The 14,816-nt window shown below is 69.4% G+C and carries 14 protein-coding genes; 3 read left to right on the forward strand and 11 right to left on the reverse strand.

Annotated features, from left to right (window positions below):
- Nucleotides 1-2: 2 nt before the first annotated feature.
- A complete protein-coding gene (locus ACS5PM_RS17305) occupies nt 3-251 on the reverse strand; it encodes a hypothetical protein (protein WP_439388903.1) in 249 nt (82 codons plus the stop codon).
- A 69-nt stretch (nt 252-320) separates the two neighbouring features.
- Nucleotides 321-599: a hypothetical protein gene (locus ACS5PM_RS17310; protein WP_439388904.1), complete on the reverse strand. Its 279-nt coding sequence runs from the start codon at nt 597-599 to the stop codon at nt 321-323.
- A 214-nt stretch (nt 600-813) separates the two neighbouring features.
- Here ACS5PM_RS17310 and ACS5PM_RS17315 point away from each other — a divergent pair, with 214 nt between their 5' ends.
- The 3 genes from ACS5PM_RS17315 (at nt 814) to ACS5PM_RS17325 (ending at nt 2,346) form a co-directional block, all read left to right on the forward strand.
- Nucleotides 814-1,326 carry a hypothetical protein gene (locus ACS5PM_RS17315; RefSeq protein WP_439388905.1) on the forward strand — a complete coding sequence of 171 codons (513 nt, stop codon included), beginning with the start codon at nt 814-816 and terminating at the stop codon, nt 1,324-1,326.
- A 168-nt stretch (nt 1,327-1,494) separates the two neighbouring features.
- Nucleotides 1,495-1,980, forward strand: a complete 486-nt coding sequence (bfr, locus tag ACS5PM_RS17320; RefSeq protein WP_439388906.1) for a bacterioferritin — start codon at nt 1,495-1,497, stop codon at nt 1,978-1,980.
- A gap of 147 nt (nt 1,981-2,127) precedes the next feature.
- The gene (locus ACS5PM_RS17325; protein ID WP_439388907.1) at nt 2,128-2,346 is read left to right on the forward strand and encodes a (2Fe-2S)-binding protein; all 219 of its coding nucleotides are present in this window, start codon (nt 2,128-2,130) and stop codon (nt 2,344-2,346) included.
- A gap of 52 nt (nt 2,347-2,398) precedes the next feature.
- On the opposite strand, the gene ACS5PM_RS17330 is transcribed toward ACS5PM_RS17325, so the two are convergent.
- From ACS5PM_RS17330 to ACS5PM_RS17370, 9 genes are all read right to left on the reverse strand, one after another.
- A complete protein-coding gene (locus ACS5PM_RS17330) occupies nt 2,399-2,761 on the reverse strand; it encodes a GNAT family N-acetyltransferase (protein WP_439388908.1) in 363 nt (120 codons plus the stop codon).
- Between the two features lie 77 nt (nt 2,762-2,838).
- Nucleotides 2,839-4,023, reverse strand: a complete 1,185-nt coding sequence (locus ACS5PM_RS17335; protein ID WP_439388909.1) for a trans-sulfuration enzyme family protein — start codon at nt 4,021-4,023, stop codon at nt 2,839-2,841.
- On the reverse strand, nt 4,020-5,405 hold the full coding sequence (locus ACS5PM_RS17340; protein ID WP_439388910.1) for a pyridoxal-phosphate dependent enzyme: 1,386 nt from the start codon (nt 5,403-5,405) through the stop codon (nt 4,020-4,022). The genes ACS5PM_RS17335 and ACS5PM_RS17340 overlap by 4 nt, the downstream gene beginning before the upstream one ends.
- A gap of 223 nt (nt 5,406-5,628) precedes the next feature.
- Nucleotides 5,629-7,509, reverse strand: coding sequence for a TRAP transporter large permease (locus tag ACS5PM_RS17345; protein ID WP_439388911.1), 1,881 nt, complete (start codon nt 7,507-7,509; stop codon nt 5,629-5,631).
- A 47-nt stretch (nt 7,510-7,556) separates the two neighbouring features.
- On the reverse strand, nt 7,557-8,204 hold the full coding sequence (locus ACS5PM_RS17350; protein ID WP_439388912.1) for a TRAP transporter small permease subunit: 648 nt from the start codon (nt 8,202-8,204) through the stop codon (nt 7,557-7,559).
- 56 nt (nt 8,205-8,260) lie between these two features.
- Nucleotides 8,261-9,376 (reverse strand): TRAP transporter substrate-binding protein, encoded by a 1,116-nt coding sequence (locus tag ACS5PM_RS17355; RefSeq protein ID WP_439388913.1) that lies wholly within the window; start codon nt 9,374-9,376, stop codon nt 8,261-8,263.
- Between the two features lie 178 nt (nt 9,377-9,554).
- Nucleotides 9,555-10,478, reverse strand: coding sequence for a LysR family transcriptional regulator (locus tag ACS5PM_RS17360; protein ID WP_439388914.1), 924 nt, complete (start codon nt 10,476-10,478; stop codon nt 9,555-9,557).
- Between the two features lie 176 nt (nt 10,479-10,654).
- Nucleotides 10,655-14,086 carry a hypothetical protein gene (locus ACS5PM_RS17365; RefSeq protein ID WP_439388915.1) on the reverse strand — a complete coding sequence of 1,144 codons (3,432 nt, stop codon included), beginning with the start codon at nt 14,084-14,086 and terminating at the stop codon, nt 10,655-10,657.
- Between the two features lie 54 nt (nt 14,087-14,140).
- The gene (locus ACS5PM_RS17370) at nt 14,141-14,788 is read right to left on the reverse strand and encodes an outer membrane lipoprotein (RefSeq protein ID WP_439388916.1); all 648 of its coding nucleotides are present in this window, start codon (nt 14,786-14,788) and stop codon (nt 14,141-14,143) included.
- Nucleotides 14,789-14,816: the final 28 nt, after the last annotated feature.

Raw genomic sequence — 14,816 nt, forward strand, 5'->3', positions numbered from 1 at the left:
GCTCAGCCGCCCCGATTGCGGGGGTGCCGCTGCGCCGTCCGCTCGTTGCCGCGCTTGTAGTTGCCCGTCAGCCGCGCCATCAGCTGCTGGCCATCGGCATGGCTGCCCGTGGCCAGTTCTTCCAGCAGCACGGCGGCGTCCTCGCCACGCAAGGTGGAGGCGAGCCGGCCGTGGTGCAGGACCTGCAGCTCGCCGTTCTTGCGCTGGCGTACCGTGAAGCCGAGGTCGCCTTGCAGTTCGCCTGGGGTCACGGCAACTGCGTCTCGATGGAGTCAGCCTCTTCGCGAGACCGGCGGATCGTGGTGCGCCTCATGGGGTCATCAGCCCTTCGGCTGCTGGTCGAGCACGACCACCACGCCGAAGGCGCCGATGGACAGCACCTTCTGGTTCGCCGTCGTGTACGAGGCCACGCCCCAGGAGTGGTAGCTGGAGACGAAGGCCGTCAGGGCCCCGAGCCCGAGCGCACCGGCGACCGGGTGGCGTTCGGCGGTGACCTGCCGGATCTTCTCGCGGTGCTTGTCGGCGGAGGGGTTGAACACGATCGCGGCGGCGAAGACGGCGGCGGTGAGGAGGACTGAGGTCAGGGCTGACTTGGGCATGCGATGGGATGGATCAACGGACTGGGTAGCTGACAAGGGACTCGTCTTCGCCCCAGGGAATGATGCCCATGCTACGGGACACCGCTGGACAGGCATTCCGCGCGCTGGGCGGAGAACCTGCTGTTCAGCAACGTCTGTTTACAATTCCGCGCCCGTCATTTCTCCGCTCGGGCCAAAAACATCCTGTTCATCTTTGCGGAGGGAGGAATCCACCATGGCCATTCGCCAAACTTTGCTTGCAGCCGCCCTCGTGGCATCCCTGTCCGGTTGCGCCACGATCATGGGCTCGCCGACCCAGACCCTGCCCATCGCCAGCACCCCCAGCGACGCCAAGGTCGTGATCACCGACGAGGCCGGCACCGAGGTCTTCGCGGGCCAGACGCCGACTTCGGTCACGCTCAACAAGAGCACCGGCCGCTACTGGGGCGGCAAGAGCTTCAAGGTCACCATCACCAAGCCCGGCTTCAAGACCCAGGTGATCCCGGTCACGTCCAGCCCGAACGGCTGGTACATCGCCGGCAACTTCGTCTTCGGCGGCCTGATCGGCTGGTTTGCGGTCGATCCGCTGAGCGGCAACATGTACACGCTGTCGCCTGAAGCGGTGGCATCGACCATGGACGCCGAAAAGACGGCGCACAACAACACCTCCAAGGACGGCAGCATCGCGATCATGCTGATCCAGGACGTCCCGGCCCAGTTGCGCGACCAGCTGGTGCGCATCAACTGAGGTCCGGCGCGTCAGGCGCCGCCAGCTCCTTTCGCGGCCTGCCCCGGGTGACCGGCGGCAGGCCGTTTCGCATCCGGCGCACTGATCGTCCGCCCACCGTTCCTCGCCATCCGGCCGGTGTCGCCGCACAATGCGCGTTCGCCCCCAACGACGAAAAAGGAGAACACCATGCAAGGCGACCCGCAGGTGCTGCAGGCCCTCAATGCCCAGCTCAAGATGGAGCTGACCGCGATCAACCAGTACTTCCTGCACGCACGCATGCAGAAGAACTGGGGCCTCGCACGGCTGGCCAAGCACGAATACGACGAGTCGATCGAGGAGATGAAGCACGCCGATCGCCTGATCGAGCGCATCCTCATGCTCGACGGCCTGCCCAATCTGCAGGATCTCGGCAAGCTGTTCATCGGCGAGACGGCGGTGGAGACGCTGCACTGCGACCTCAAGCTCGAGTACGCCTCCCAGGTCCACCTGAAGGAGGCGATCGCCTACTGCGAATCGGTGCGCGACTACGTCTCGCGCGAGCTGCTGGAGGACATCCTCGAGGACACCGAGGAACACATCGACCACATCGAGACCCAGATCGATCTCATCGCCCAGATGGGCGAGCAGAACTGGCTGCAGTCGGCCGCCGGCCCGACGGGCGGCGAGGGCTGAAGCGCCAGGGCGCGTGCCGGCGCGGGGGCTGCCGGCACTTTGGCTCGTTTGTCCTTGCGCTGGATCAGACAATAAGAATGAGAAGGATTCCTATTTGAGCTAGACTGTCGGCACGTCCTCGGTAATGCCTCGCGTGCCTTTGCTGCCATGATCGTCTGCCTCTGCCACCGTGTGTCTGACCGCGACATCCACCGTGTCGTCAACGAAGGCGTGACAAATTTCGAGCTGCTGCAGGACCTGACCCGGGTCGCGTCCAACTGCGGCAACTGCATGGACTGCGCCCAGATGGTGTTCGAGGAGGCCTGTGCCTCCTGCGGCCACGGTGACCACCACGTCCACGCGACCGGCTTGACCGCCACGCGCTGAGCTTTCAAGCGGCGCGCCCATCCTGAGGCGGGCTGAAGGCCCTGCTTGCGGTTCAGGCGCCGCTCAGCATCTCGTAGCCGTGTTCGTCGTCCCCGACGACCACGAAGCCCAGCCGCTCGTACAGCCGCCACGCCGGGTTGGTTTTCAGCACCTTGAGCCTGAGCGGCATGCCGGCCGAGCGGGCCTGCGCCTGAAGCCCGCGGATCAGCGCGGCCCCGATGCCACGGCCCTGGTGCTCGGGCATCAGCTGGACCTGCAGGATCCACCAGGCGTCCTGGCGGCGCCAGAGCTTCCACAGGCCGGCGGCCCGCCCGTCGACCTCGATCACCTGCGCTTCGTCCCAGTGGCTTCGCACGCGCTCCTCCATCTCGGCCGGTGTCTGGAACACGCCGGCCGCACGGTGGTGCGGGTCCATGGCGACCTCGCGCAGCCGCAGGAGGAAGGGGACGTCTTGCTCCCTTGCCGCCCGCAGCGAGAACGCCGGCCCCTCGCTCATACGGCGGCCAGCGCGCGGGTGAGCTCCTCGCGCAGGTCGTTCACGTCCTCCACGCCCACGGACAGGCGGATCAGCGTGTCGCCGATGCCCAGCCGCGCCCGCTGCTCGGCCGGGATGGAGGCGTGGGTCATGATGGCCGGGTGCTCGATCAGGCTCTCGACGCCGCCCAGGCTCTCGGCCAGGGAGAACAGCTCGCAGGTCTCGAGGAAGCGCCGGGCGCCCGCGAGGTCACCCTTCAGGTCGACGGAGATCATGCCGCCGAAGCCGGCGCGCATCTGGCGCCGGGCCAGTGCGTGCTGCGGGTGGCTCTCCAGCCCCGGGTAGTAGACCTTGGCCACCTGGGGTTGAGCCTCGAGCCACTGGGCCAGCGTGAGCGCGTTGCTCGAATGCCGCTCCATGCGCAACGCCAGCGTCTTCACGCCACGCAAGGCGAGGAACGAATCGAAGGGTGCCGCGATGGCACCGACGGCGTTGTGGAGGAAGGCGAGCTGCTCGGCGATCGCCGCGTGCCGCGTCTCGCGGCCGACGACCGCCACGCCGCCGACGAGGTCCGAGTGGCCGTTGAGGTACTTGGTCGTCGAGTGGACGACGATGTCGAAGCCGAGTTCCAGCGGGCGCTGGCCCCAGGGGCTGGCGAAGGTGTTGTCCGCCACCGCGAGGAGATCGTGCTCGCGGACGATCGCCGCCACCGCTTCCAGGTCGATGAGCTTGAGCAGGGGATTCGAGGGCGTCTCGACCCAGACCATCTTCGTGTTCGGCCGGATGGCGGCTCGCACCGCCGCCGGGTCGGTCATGTCGATGAAGCTGAACTGGTGGCCGGCGGAGCGCTTGCGCACGCGCTCGAAGAGGCGGAAGGTGCCGCCGTAGAGGTCGTCGCTGGCGATGACGTGGGCACCGCTGTCCAGCAACTCGAGCACGGTCGACATGGCCGCGAGCCCCGAGGCGAACGCGTAGCCGCGCTGGCCGTTCTCCAGGTTCGCGATGCAGCGCTCGAAAGCTTCGCGGGTCGGGTTCTGCGAGCGCGAGTATTCGTAGCCCTTGTGCACGCCCGGGCTCGATTGCACGTAGGTCGAGGTGGCGTAGATCGGCGGCATGACGGCGCCAGTCGTCGGGTCGGGCGCCTGCCCGCCGTGGATGGTGCGGGTGGCGAAGCCGTGCTTGGGGTTTCTTTCCAGGCTCATGCCAGGTTCCTTCGGAGGTGGTTCAGCAGGTCGAAGCGCGTGATCAGACCATAGAAGCGGTCCTTGTCGGCGATGACGGCGACGAGGCCCTGCTTGAGCGTGCCGGTGAGCGCCGGGAAGCCGGCGGTCGGGGCGAGTGTCTCGACATGGGTGCTCATCGCGCTGCTGACGGGTTCGCGAAACTTCGCCGCGTCGCCCTGCACGCGCAGCAGCACGTCCGACTCGTCGAGCAGGCCGACGAGCCTGCCGCCCTCCATCACCGGCAGCTGCGAGATGTCGGCCGCCCGCATGCGCTGGAAGGCGGTGAGCAGCGCATCCTCCGGCGTCACGCTGATCACGGCGTCGTCCTCCATGCGGCGCGAGATGAGATCGCGCAGGTCGCCCACCGCATGACGGTGCAGCAGGCCCTGGTCGAACATCCAGGCGTCGTTGTAGACCTTGGACAGGTATCGCGTGCCGGTGTCGCAGACGAAGGTCACCACGCGCTTCGGCGTGGTCTGCTGGCGGCAGTAGCGCAGCGCCGCGGCCAGCAGGGTGCCGGTGGACGAACCGCTCGCAATGCCCTCGCGCTTGAGCAGCTCGCGGGCGGTGGAGAAGCTCTCCTCGTCGTCGATCGTGAAGGCCTGCCGGACGCCGTTCAGGTCGGCGATGGACGGGATGAAATCCTCGCCGATGCCTTCGACGGCCCAGGAGCCGGCCTCGCCTATCTTGCCGGTGGCGATGTAGTCGGCCAGCACCGAACCCTTGGGGTCGGCCAGCACGATCTCGGTCGGGGGGCAGACCCGGTTGAAGTAGCGCTTCAGGCCGGTCAGCGTGCCGCCTGAGCCCACGCCGCAGACGACGGCATCGACGCAGTGGCCCATCTGCTGCCAGATCTCCGGCGCGGTGGTGGTCTCGTGCGCCAGCGGGTTGGCCGGGTTGTTGAACTGGTCGCTGTACCAGCTGTTCGGGATCTCCTTGGCCAGGCGCGCCGCCATGTCCTGGTAGTAGGCGGGATGGCCCTTGACCACGTCGGAGCGCGTCCAGTGCACCTCCGCGCCGAGCGCCTTCAGGTGCAGCACCTTCTCGGCGCTCATCTTGTCCGGCACGACGAGGACCACCTTGTAGCCCTTGGCGCGGGCCACGAGCGCCAGGCCCAGGCCGGTGTTGCCCGCGGTGGCCTCGATGACGGTCCCGCCGGGCGGCAACCGGCCGTCGCGCTCGGCCGACTCGATCATCGCCAGGCCGATCCGGTCCTTGATGGAGCCGCCGGGGTTCTGCGACTCGAGCTTGAGGAAGAGCTGGCAGGGGCCGGTGTCGAAGCGCGTCACTTCGAGCAGCGGCGTGTTGCCGATGAGGTCGAGCACGGCCGGGCGGGCCGCGATGGCATCAGGTGGCGTCATGGTTTCGCTTCAGGCTGATTGCCCGGCCGACGGGTGGTCGGCTCGGACGTTGCAGTGGTGCGCCGGTAAGCGCGCGCAGACGCTCAGCATACGCCGCCACCTGATTCGCGCTCCAATGGAGCAGGCCCCATTCAAGGGCGTGCGCGGATCCGGCTTTGCCGGGCCGCTGCGCGAGCCCCCATGGGGGGCAGCCCCCGGCAGGGGGCGTGGGGGCCCCATTGACTCAGTGGTAAAGCCAAGCTGGCAGCCACAGCGTCATGCCGGGCCACACGTACATGATCACCATGCACAGGATCACGATGAGCATGTACGGCATCATCCCCGCGAAGATCTGGTTCAGCGTCACGTGCGGCGGTGAAACGCCCTTCAGGTAGAAGGCCGACATGGCCACCGGCGGCGAGAGGAAGGCCGCCTGCAGGTTGACGAACACGAGCGTGCCGAACAGCAGCGGATCGATCTGGAAGTGCTGCAGCAAGGGCAGGAAGATGGGCACGAAGATCACGATGATCTCGGTCCACTCCAGCGGCCAGCCGAGCACGAAGATGATGGCCTGCGTCAGCAGCAGGAACTGCAGCGGCGACAGGTTCATCCCGAGCACCCACTGCTCGACGATGCGCTGCCCGCCCAGCAGCGCGAACACCGCCGAGAACAGGGCCGAGCCGACGAACAGCCAGCACACCATGGCGGTCGTCTTGGCGGTGAGGAACACCGCCTCCTTGACGCGCTGCCAGTTCAGCGTCCGGGCCTGCAGTGCCATGAGGAACGCGCCGGCGGCGCCGACGGCCGCCGACTCCGTGGCGGTGGTGATGCCGAACAGGATCACCCCCAGCACGACGAAGGTCAGGACGCCCAGCGGCATCACCGAACTGACGAGCATCCGCAGGATCTCGTACTGCTCGGCGTCCATGCGCCAGTAGTACCAGGCCAGCAGGGCGAGCGTGAGCACGCAGGCGGCCGCGAACCAGGCATAGAAGGCATCGGGGACCGGCTCGGCATGCGGAGCGGCGACCGGCTCGCCCAGGGGCTTGAGCGCGCCTTCGGCACCGGCGGCGGCATCGGGCTCGGCGCCCGGCGGCGCGGCCAGGCCGGTGCCGGAAGTCGAAGGCTCTTCGGCGCCCGGCGGCTCCGCGAGGCCGGTCGGGCTGGGCCCCTTGGCCGGTGCGGCTTCGACTACCGCGGCCGCCGGCGCGCCACCGTCGTCCTGCTGCTGCGAGTAGATGGTCACGTACCACCACACCGCCCCCAGCGTGATCCCGGCGAGGATGGCTGGAGACAGCGCGCTCAGCAGGTTCTTGGTGAGCAGCCAGCGGCCGGGCTGCACGCCCGGGATGTTGGCCGCCAGTGCGCGGGTCGGCGCGAACCACGCCTTCACCAGCGCCGGCAGCAGGCGGGTCGAATACTGTGCCGACAGGTGGGCCACCCAGGGCGTCACCTCGGCGCGCTGCTTGTCCGGCGGCAGCTTGGGCGCGACCTGCGGCTGGATCAACGCCCAGCCGATCACGTACACGAGGTACAGAAAGGCGAGGAAGAAGCCGGGAAACATGGCCGCCGCGTACAGCTTGACCACCGACTGCCCGGCCACCGCGGCGTAGACGATGATCATCACCGAGGGCGGGATGAGGATGCCCAGCGTGCCGCCGGCGGTGATGACGCCCGCGGCCAGGCGCGTGTCGTAGCCGGCGTTGAGCATGGGACGCATGGCGATCACGCCCATCAGCACCACCACCGCGCCGACCAGGCCGGAGGCGATGCCCCAGAAGGTGCAGATGATCAAGGTCGCCACCGCGAGGGAGCCCGGCACTCGGCGGAAGGCGAGCTGCACCGCATGGAACATCTTGTCCACCAGCGCCCCGCGTTCCATCACGTAGCCCATCAGCACGAACAGCGGGATCGACAGCAGCGTCTCGTTCGTCATCGCCCCGTAGGCGCGCTGCACGAACAGGTCGAAGACGTGGTTGTCGTACCAGGGCAGCGCAGGCTCGTAGAAGGCGATGAAGCCGAAGAACATGCCCAGGCCCATCAGCGTGAAGGCCGTGGGGAAGCCCAGCATGATCACCACGATGATGAGGACCAGCATCGTCATGCCGAGGGCTTCATGTGACATCTGCTGTTCCCTCTGCTTGTTGTCTTCGGCGCTTTGGAGACGCTGGCTCAGGTGCTGCGCTGCCGCGCCGATTCGTCGATCTCGTGCGCCTTCTCGATCACCTCGGCCTTGATCGATTCATCGATGTACGTGCTGCCGGCCAGCTGCTGCTCGACCACGTCCATCTCCTCGGCGTCCTTCAGCCGAGCCGGCCATGCCCCCTGGCGCAGGCAGACGACGCAGCGCAGGATCTCGGCCAGCCCTTGCAGCAGGACGATGGTGCCGGCCACGGGGATGATGAACTTGAAGGGATAGACCGGCAGCGGCGTGGCGTTGAAGGTCTGCTCGCGCATCGCGAGCGAGTCCTGGAAGTAGTCCCAACCGGCGAGGGTGAGGGCGCCGACTCCGGGCAGGAAGAACACGATGTACAGGACCAGGTCGAGGCTGGCCTGCAGCCGAGGTTTCATGCTGCCGTAGAGGAAGTCGCCGCGCACGTGGCCGTCCTTGGACAGCGTGTAGGCGCCGCACATCATGAACAGCGTGCCGTACATCATGTTGTTGGCGTCGTAGATCCAGGCCGTCGGGGCGTTCAGCGCATAGCGCTTGAACACCTCGACGCAGACCACCACCATCAGCGCGACGATGAGCCAGGCGAAAGCCTTGCCGACCCAGGTGGACAGGTTCTCGGCGGCGTGCAGGATGGCGTCGGTCGACATGGCTTCAGCGCAGCCCCCGCCGGGGACGGTATGACGTACTCGTCATGCCGGGGGTCCTATTTCGCGAAGTAGTGGTTCCATGCCACCTTGAAATCGACGAGGTAGTCGTTCTGCCACTGGCCGGCCCGCTGCGCGAAGGCCTTCTGCGCCGCGAGCACCTTGGCGAACAGCGGGTTCTCGCCGGACTTCTTGGCCATCACCTTGTCCCAGGCCGCGAGCTGCGCGCGCAGGATGGCATCAGGCGTCTTGTAGAACTTGACGCCGGACTTCTTCATCTCGTCGTAGTCCTTGGAATTGCGGTCCACCGCCTTCCAGCTCATGTCGGCGCTGGCTGCCTGCACGGCGTAGTCGATGATGGCCTTGAGCTCGGCCGGCAGCGCGTCGTATTTGCCCTTGTTGAACAGGATCTCGAACTGCTCGGTGCTCTGGTGGAAGCTCTGCAGCATGCAGTTCTTCACCACGTCGGGAAAGCCCAGCATGCGGTCGCTGGACGCATTGTTGAACTCGGCGGCATCGATGAGCCCGCGATCCAGGGCCGGCACGATGTCCGAGCCCGGCAGCGGGTTCACCGCCGCGCCCAGCTCGGTGTAGATGTCCACCGCCAGGCCGACGGTGCGGTACTTCAGGCCCTTGATGTCCTCGACCTTGGCGATCGGCTTCTTGAACCAGCCGAAGGGCTGCGTGGGCATGGGGCCGTAGAGGTACGACACCACGTCCATGTTGATGGCCTTGTAGATCTCTTCCAGCAGGGCCTTGCCGCCGCCGTAGTAGTGCCAGGACAGCAGCATGTTCGGGTCCATGCCGTAGCCCGGGCCCGAGCCCCACAGCGCCAGCGCGGAGTTCTTGCCGTAGTGGTAAGCCACCACGCCATGGCCGCCATCCAGCGTGCCCTTGTTGACCGCCTCCAGCAGCTGGAAGGCAGGCACCACCGAACCCGAGGGCAGCACCTCGATCTTCAGGCGCCCGCCGGCCATGTCGTTGACCTTCTTGGCGAAGTCCAGCGCGTACTCGTGGAAGATGTCCTTCGCCGGCCAGGTGGACTGGAAGCGCAGGCTCGTCGTCTGCGCTCGCGAGACCATGGGTGCGGCCAGCGCGCCAGTGGCAACGGCGCCGGTGGCGGCGTTCTTCAGGAATCTCCGGCGCGAGGCCGGAACCGGGGTGTCGGAACTCATGGCTGTCTCCTTTGGCGGCGACTGATCTTCTGAAAGTCGATCGGATGCGCCCGAGCACTCCTGCTGACTGGCGCTGTCTCTGACTGTCGACACGCGCCGCTCCAACGGCAATGGGGCGAACCCGAGCGAAGCCCGCAGGATGAGGCTGCACGAACGCACGCCGGGGGGCGTGCCCGGCTCAGCCGGGGCGCGACTGCGCCGCGTTGCCCTGGGGCAGGCTGCGCACCAGCTCCGCCAGCAATTGCGCGGTGTGGCGCTGCAGGGGTGTCGCACGCTTGTGGGCCGAAGTGGCCAGGCACAGCACGCTCATGAGGGGCGGCTCGATGATGGGCCGTGCCACCAGCTCGTCGGCACGGCCGGAGGCGAGCACCGCGCTCGCATGCAGCACCGCGTGTCCATAACCTGCACACACCAGGTCGATGATCGCCGCGATGCTGGACACCTCCCACGCGATGTCGAGTGTCAGGCCCGCGAGCGTGGCCTGCGCCTCGAGCATGCGACGCATCACGTGCTGCCGCTCGGGCACCACGAGCGGATAGCGGGCGAGGGCCTTCAGCGGGACCGGCCCGCGTGCCGGCTCATGATCCTTCGCCGCGCCGACAAGGCACAGCGGCTCCTGCAGCAGCGGCTCGATGGTGAGGTGCGATGCGGGCTCTGGGTTGTAGACGAGGCCGAGGTCGACACGGCCACTCGTGAGCCATTCGGCGATATGTGATGAAAGGCCCTCGACGATCGCCAGGCGAGCCTTCGGCAACTGGCGGCGAAAGGCGTCTATCAAGGGCAGGGTGAGCTGCCGGTTGATGCTCGGCGGCAGGCCCACGGTGATCCGGCCCACCGGCTCGTCGCGCTGCGCACCCATGTCCTCGCGGGCCTGCGAGACGCGGTTGAGGATGGTGACGCTGTGCTGGAACAGCCGCTGGCCGGCCGGGGTGAGCGTGACGCCGCGGCCATTGCGCAGCAGCAGGGTCTCTCGCAGGTCGACCTCGAGTGCGCGCACCTGCCGGCTCAGCGCCGGCTGCGCAATGTCGAGCGCCACGGCGGCCTTGCTGAAGCTGCCCAGCTCCGCGACGCTGACGAAGTATTCGAGTTGCTTGAGGTTCATGGGGCGGAAGATGATAGGCCGCGGGCTCCAAGCCCGCGGCCGGCGGCCGAACGTCAGGCTCCCCCGAGCCCCCTCCAACAGCGGGGCTCCAGCAAGCAATGAGCTCCCACCAGCCTCCCTCCGAGAGGGAGGCACTGGCTTGATTGACGATCGGTAGGTGCCCTTCGAGGAACTGGCTAGTGCCCTCCTCGTGGAGGAGGGCTGGGAGGTGTCGTCGAACTGGCTGGAGCCCCCGCTTGGAGGGGGCTCGGGGGAGCTGAATGTTCGCCGGAGGCAATGGCCACCGGCCATTGCCGGAAGTACAGCGCGGCCTGGCCTTCGATGGCCTCGCGGGCGGCAGGCGAGAGGTACCAGCCCAGCGGCACCAGCTCGTTGTCGTCGAGCTGGTCGAAGAACAACGGGGTTTCGGCGTCGGGCTGGCCGGCCAGGCTGGCGGCCAGGCCGGCCGGGGCTTCGCGGCCGTGTGCTCCTATGCCCGAGACATTGGCCAGCGCCACCACCGGCCCGATCAGGTCGGACAACAAATCGAGCCGGCGTCGATCGGCCGGGCGCAGCAGGTCGGCCTGCAGTTCGGCATCGCTCGGACGGGCGTGCGGGTCCAGGCAGATCGCGGGCGGGCCGTCGCGCGGGGCTTGTTCGCAATCGATCCGGGGCCTGCCGTTGCGGATGAGCAGCAGGCGCGCACGCCAAGGGGGCTGCAGCAGCGGCTGCAGGCTGCGCCACAGGTCGGCGAGGCTCGCCGTGCCGCTGTTGTCGTGGTAGCCGCCGTCGGCGAGGTGACCTCGAGAGCGCTGGCCGCCGGGCTCGGGCGGCAGGGCGGCCAGTGGATTGATGAAAGGGAAGCGCGCGCCTGCATGGGCCGCGGTGATGAGCGGAGGCCACGATCCCAGCTCGGCCACCAGGTCGTTGCTGGCCGGCAGGGCGAGGGCATCGAAGCTGCCCAGCACGGCGCGGTTGCCGGATTCCACCCAGGTGCTGTTGAACAGCAGCGGCGGCACCGGCACGGGGTGCCCGCCGGCGGCCGGGAGGTCGCCGAGCGAATCGCCCAGGTGGCCGAACTGGCGGATCCACTCCCGCTCGAAGGGCAGCGCCCGGCTCAGGTGAGTGCAGCCGGGCTGGCGGCAAGCGAGGTCGATCGGGCCCCACTTCATCGTGGTGGGCAGCACCCGGGCGAAGGCATCCTCGAACAGCAATCCGCCCATCAGCGGGGAGAGGGCGTCGAGCCGGCGAAAGCCCGTTTCGACGCAGCTGCGGACCGAACCGCCCGTGGCGGTTTGGGCCAGGCAGGCGCGGTAGACGGCGATGCCGACGGCACCGCCCGAGACGCCGCTGAGGCCCGCGATCCGGCGGTCGATCGACGGATCGGCATCATGCAGGCGGGCCAGGATCTGCGCGGTCCAGTAGGCGCTGCGGATGCCGCCGCCCTCTGCCGCGACGAGCAGCACCGTGGCCTGCTCGGGGGGCGGATCCGGCAACTGCAGCACCCAGCTGGCGAGCGACTGGCCGGGCGGCTGGCGCGGGCCCGGCGCACGGGTGTCGGCGCGCGCGGCCAGCGGGGAGCTCCAGCGGTCGATGGCCTTGAGGGCGAGCGTGGCCAGCAGGGCGAGCGTGAGGGCGAGTCCGGTGCGCGCGACGTTGAAGCGGGTCGTGCTCCAGCCGGCGAGCAAGCGCCTGGGCCCCTGGTGCCGCGCGCAGAACAGCAGCCACTGCGCGGCGGCGAGGACGAGCAGCACGGCCGTCGCCGCCAGACCCTGCCACCGCAGCGCCGCCAGGTCCTCCGCCCGTGGGGCGGTGAGCGGCAGGCGGTGGTTGTCGGCCCAACCCAGCGCGGCGAAGACGCCGACGAACGCCAGCAGCGCCAGGCTCCACGCCACGGCGCGGCGCTGCTCCGCCAGCGTGAGCAGGCCCGCGACGCCCAGCCACCAGTTCAGCGCCAGGGCCAGCAAGGCGATCGTCGCGGGCGCCTGCGCGGTGACGTCGGGCCGCCAGGCCATCGCCAATCGCAAGCCGGCCATCAGCAGCAGCGCGGTGAGCGGCCACAGCACGGGGTGGGCGAGGGGCCACAGCAGGCGCGAGATCCATTGCACCGGGGGCGCGGCCCATGCCGCCAGGCGCTGGCCCCGCGCGATGCAGCCTGGCGCGGCGGAGGCCGGCGCCGGCGGCTCGGCTCGACCACGCCAGGCGATGGCTTCGCCCCACAGCAGGCGGTAGATGTCGGGCTCGCTGTTGTAGTAGTCGGCGGCCCGGGGCAGCGCATGCCAGCGTCGCCACTGCAGGAGGAATGCGCCGAAGGCCAACGCCGCGATGCCGAAGCCCAGCAGGGCGACCAGCGTGCCGGCGAGCTGGCCGGCCACGGTGCCGGGCCGGGCGGCCCGCAAACCCGCCGTCACGGCATCGCCGACCGTGTAGGCGACCAGTGCCGCCACGAGAACCAGCGGCACGATGGACAGCACGCGCGCCCAGCCGCGCGCGAAGGCGCCGACCGCGTCCGCGACGCGCGGTTCACCTTCCAGCGAAAGTCCCGGCCGCTGCACCATGCCGGTCAGGCGAGTCCACAGCCAGCAGGAGTAGGCCAGCATCGCGACCGACAGCGCGCAGAGGCCCTGCACCGCGCGCCGCCACAGGAGCGCGCCAGGGCTGGCGGCGGGGTCGGGATAGGCCAGGCCGAGAAGCACGTCGCGGCACTGGTCCAGCCCCAGTGTCAGCAGGCCGAACATCAGCAGCACGGCCAGCACGTAGCGGCTGCGGCCGACGACGCCCGCCACGCCGGCCCGCCAGGAGGCGCGAAACGCCGCCTCGCGCCGCTGGTCCGGCACGCCCAGGTTGAGGTCGAGGCCGAACCACCAGACGAGCGCCGCGACGCCGATCGGCAGCAGGGCCAGCGTGATCGCCGCCGGCTTGGCGGCATGCAGAACGGCCCACGGCGCGGGCAGGCTGCCGCGCGCCGCTCGAACGCAGGCGCCGCCGGCGTCGGCCAGGCCCACCAGCAGCAAAAGGACGATGCCAGCGGCGACCAGGGCAGCAGCGCCGCGGCAGGTGAACGACCGCTGCCAAGCCGGCGCAGCGGCGGCCCAGCGCCACAACAGCAACAGCAAGGCCAGACCCGTCAACACGCTCGTGGCCGTCACACCGGGCGAGATGCCCAGGCGCAGCGCGCCGACGACGTTCTCGCCGAAATCGACGAGGACGAGCAGGGCGATGGCCAGGGTGCCCAAGGGTGCCAACGCTCGGGACAGGGCGCGGGCGGCCAGGCCCGGCCCCGGCGTGATGGCCCGGCTCAGGCGTTGGCGCGTCACCAGCAGGAGCGACGCGTACAGCGGAACGAAGAGCGCACTGTCCGCCAGCACGTAGGCGGCTGCGCTGCGCCAGCGCAAGGCGAACTGGCACCAGAGCTGGACGGCGGTCGACACGCTGTCGCGGCGCGACCAGCCGAGCAGGTCCTCCATGCCCAGGCCCGAGGGCAGGCGCAGAGCGAGCTGCAGCGTGAAGAGCCCCAGCCCGACCAGGGCGGCGCCACCGGCCAGCCAGGCCAGCGGGGTGATCGACCAGCCGTTCGCTGCCGTCCGGCCGGGCTGTTGCCCGGCCGCCGGGCCGTCCGCCATCGCCATCTCGCACTCCTCAAGAGGAGGGCGAGCATAGCGGCGGTCAGGCCGCGTTCGGTGTCAGCGTTGGGTGTAGACGGGCGCGGAGGCGCTGGTCTGCGGCGGCTCGGCGCCGCGGGCGGGCACGGGGGCCGGGGGCGCCGGCGGGCGCGGCGGCGAGGCCACCGGCGGCGGCAGGGCGGGCGCGGCCGGTGCGGCGTAGGCCTGCGGCGGGGGCGGGGGGGCGGCGGAAACCGGCGCAGTGCCGGCCGGGGCGAGCATCACGCGCGTGCGGCCGCCGGTGGTGACCAGCAGCACCGCGTCACCTACATTCAGCGGCTCGCTGCCCTGGGCCTGCACAATGGCTCGGCGATCGCCGTTGCGCAGCTGCACGATGATCTCGTAGGCCCTTTCGCGCGTGGCGTCGCGCTCGATGGCGTTGCCGATCACGGCACCGGCCACCGCGCCGATCACGCCCACCACGGCGCCCTCGCGCGGGCCGCCGACCGAGGAGCCGGCGATGCCGCCGACCACGCCGCCAGTGACCGCACCCGCGCCGCTTTGCTGACCTTCGACGGTGACGGGGCGGATCGACAGGATGGTGCCGTCCTGCACGTGCGACATGCGTTGCGCGTGGTACGGGTGGACGACGTCTGGGCTGGTGGTCATGCAGCCGGCGAGGCCGGCCAGGGCGGCCAGCGCGGCGGCGGTGAGGGTGATGCGTTTCATGGCGTCGCGTCCGGACGGAATTCAGGGG

The organism is Ideonella flava (assembly GCF_051857595.1).
Classification (GTDB): domain Bacteria; phylum Pseudomonadota; class Gammaproteobacteria; order Burkholderiales; family Burkholderiaceae_C; genus Ideonella.

Coding starts and splice junctions, on each gene's coding strand:
- ACS5PM_RS17360 (WP_439388914.1), bottom strand. CDS start 10,478: ATGAACCTCAAGCAACTCGAATACTTCGTCAGCGTCGCGGAGCTGGGC.
- ACS5PM_RS17370 (WP_439388916.1), bottom strand. CDS start 14,788: ATGAAACGCATCACCCTCACCGCCGCCGCGCTGGCCGCCCTGGCCGGC.
- ACS5PM_RS17330 (WP_439388908.1), bottom strand. CDS start 2,761: ATGGACCCGCACCACCGTGCGGCCGGCGTGTTCCAGACACCGGCCGAG.
- bfr (WP_439388906.1), top strand. CDS start 1,495: ATGCAAGGCGACCCGCAGGTGCTGCAGGCCCTCAATGCCCAGCTCAAG.
- ACS5PM_RS17325 (WP_439388907.1), top strand. CDS start 2,128: ATGATCGTCTGCCTCTGCCACCGTGTGTCTGACCGCGACATCCACCGT.
- ACS5PM_RS17310 (WP_439388904.1), bottom strand. CDS start 599: ATGCCCAAGTCAGCCCTGACCTCAGTCCTCCTCACCGCCGCCGTCTTC.
- ACS5PM_RS17340 (WP_439388910.1), bottom strand. CDS start 5,405: ATGACGCCACCTGATGCCATCGCGGCCCGCCCGGCCGTGCTCGACCTC.
- ACS5PM_RS17335 (WP_439388909.1), bottom strand. CDS start 4,023: ATGAGCCTGGAAAGAAACCCCAAGCACGGCTTCGCCACCCGCACCATC.
- ACS5PM_RS17355 (WP_439388913.1), bottom strand. CDS start 9,376: ATGAGTTCCGACACCCCGGTTCCGGCCTCGCGCCGGAGATTCCTGAAG.
- ACS5PM_RS17350 (WP_439388912.1), bottom strand. CDS start 8,204: ATGTCGACCGACGCCATCCTGCACGCCGCCGAGAACCTGTCCACCTGG.
- ACS5PM_RS17365 (WP_439388915.1), bottom strand. CDS start 14,086: ATGGCGATGGCGGACGGCCCGGCGGCCGGGCAACAGCCCGGCCGGACG.
- ACS5PM_RS17315 (WP_439388905.1), top strand. CDS start 814: ATGGCCATTCGCCAAACTTTGCTTGCAGCCGCCCTCGTGGCATCCCTG.
- ACS5PM_RS17345 (WP_439388911.1), bottom strand. CDS start 7,509: ATGTCACATGAAGCCCTCGGCATGACGATGCTGGTCCTCATCATCGTG.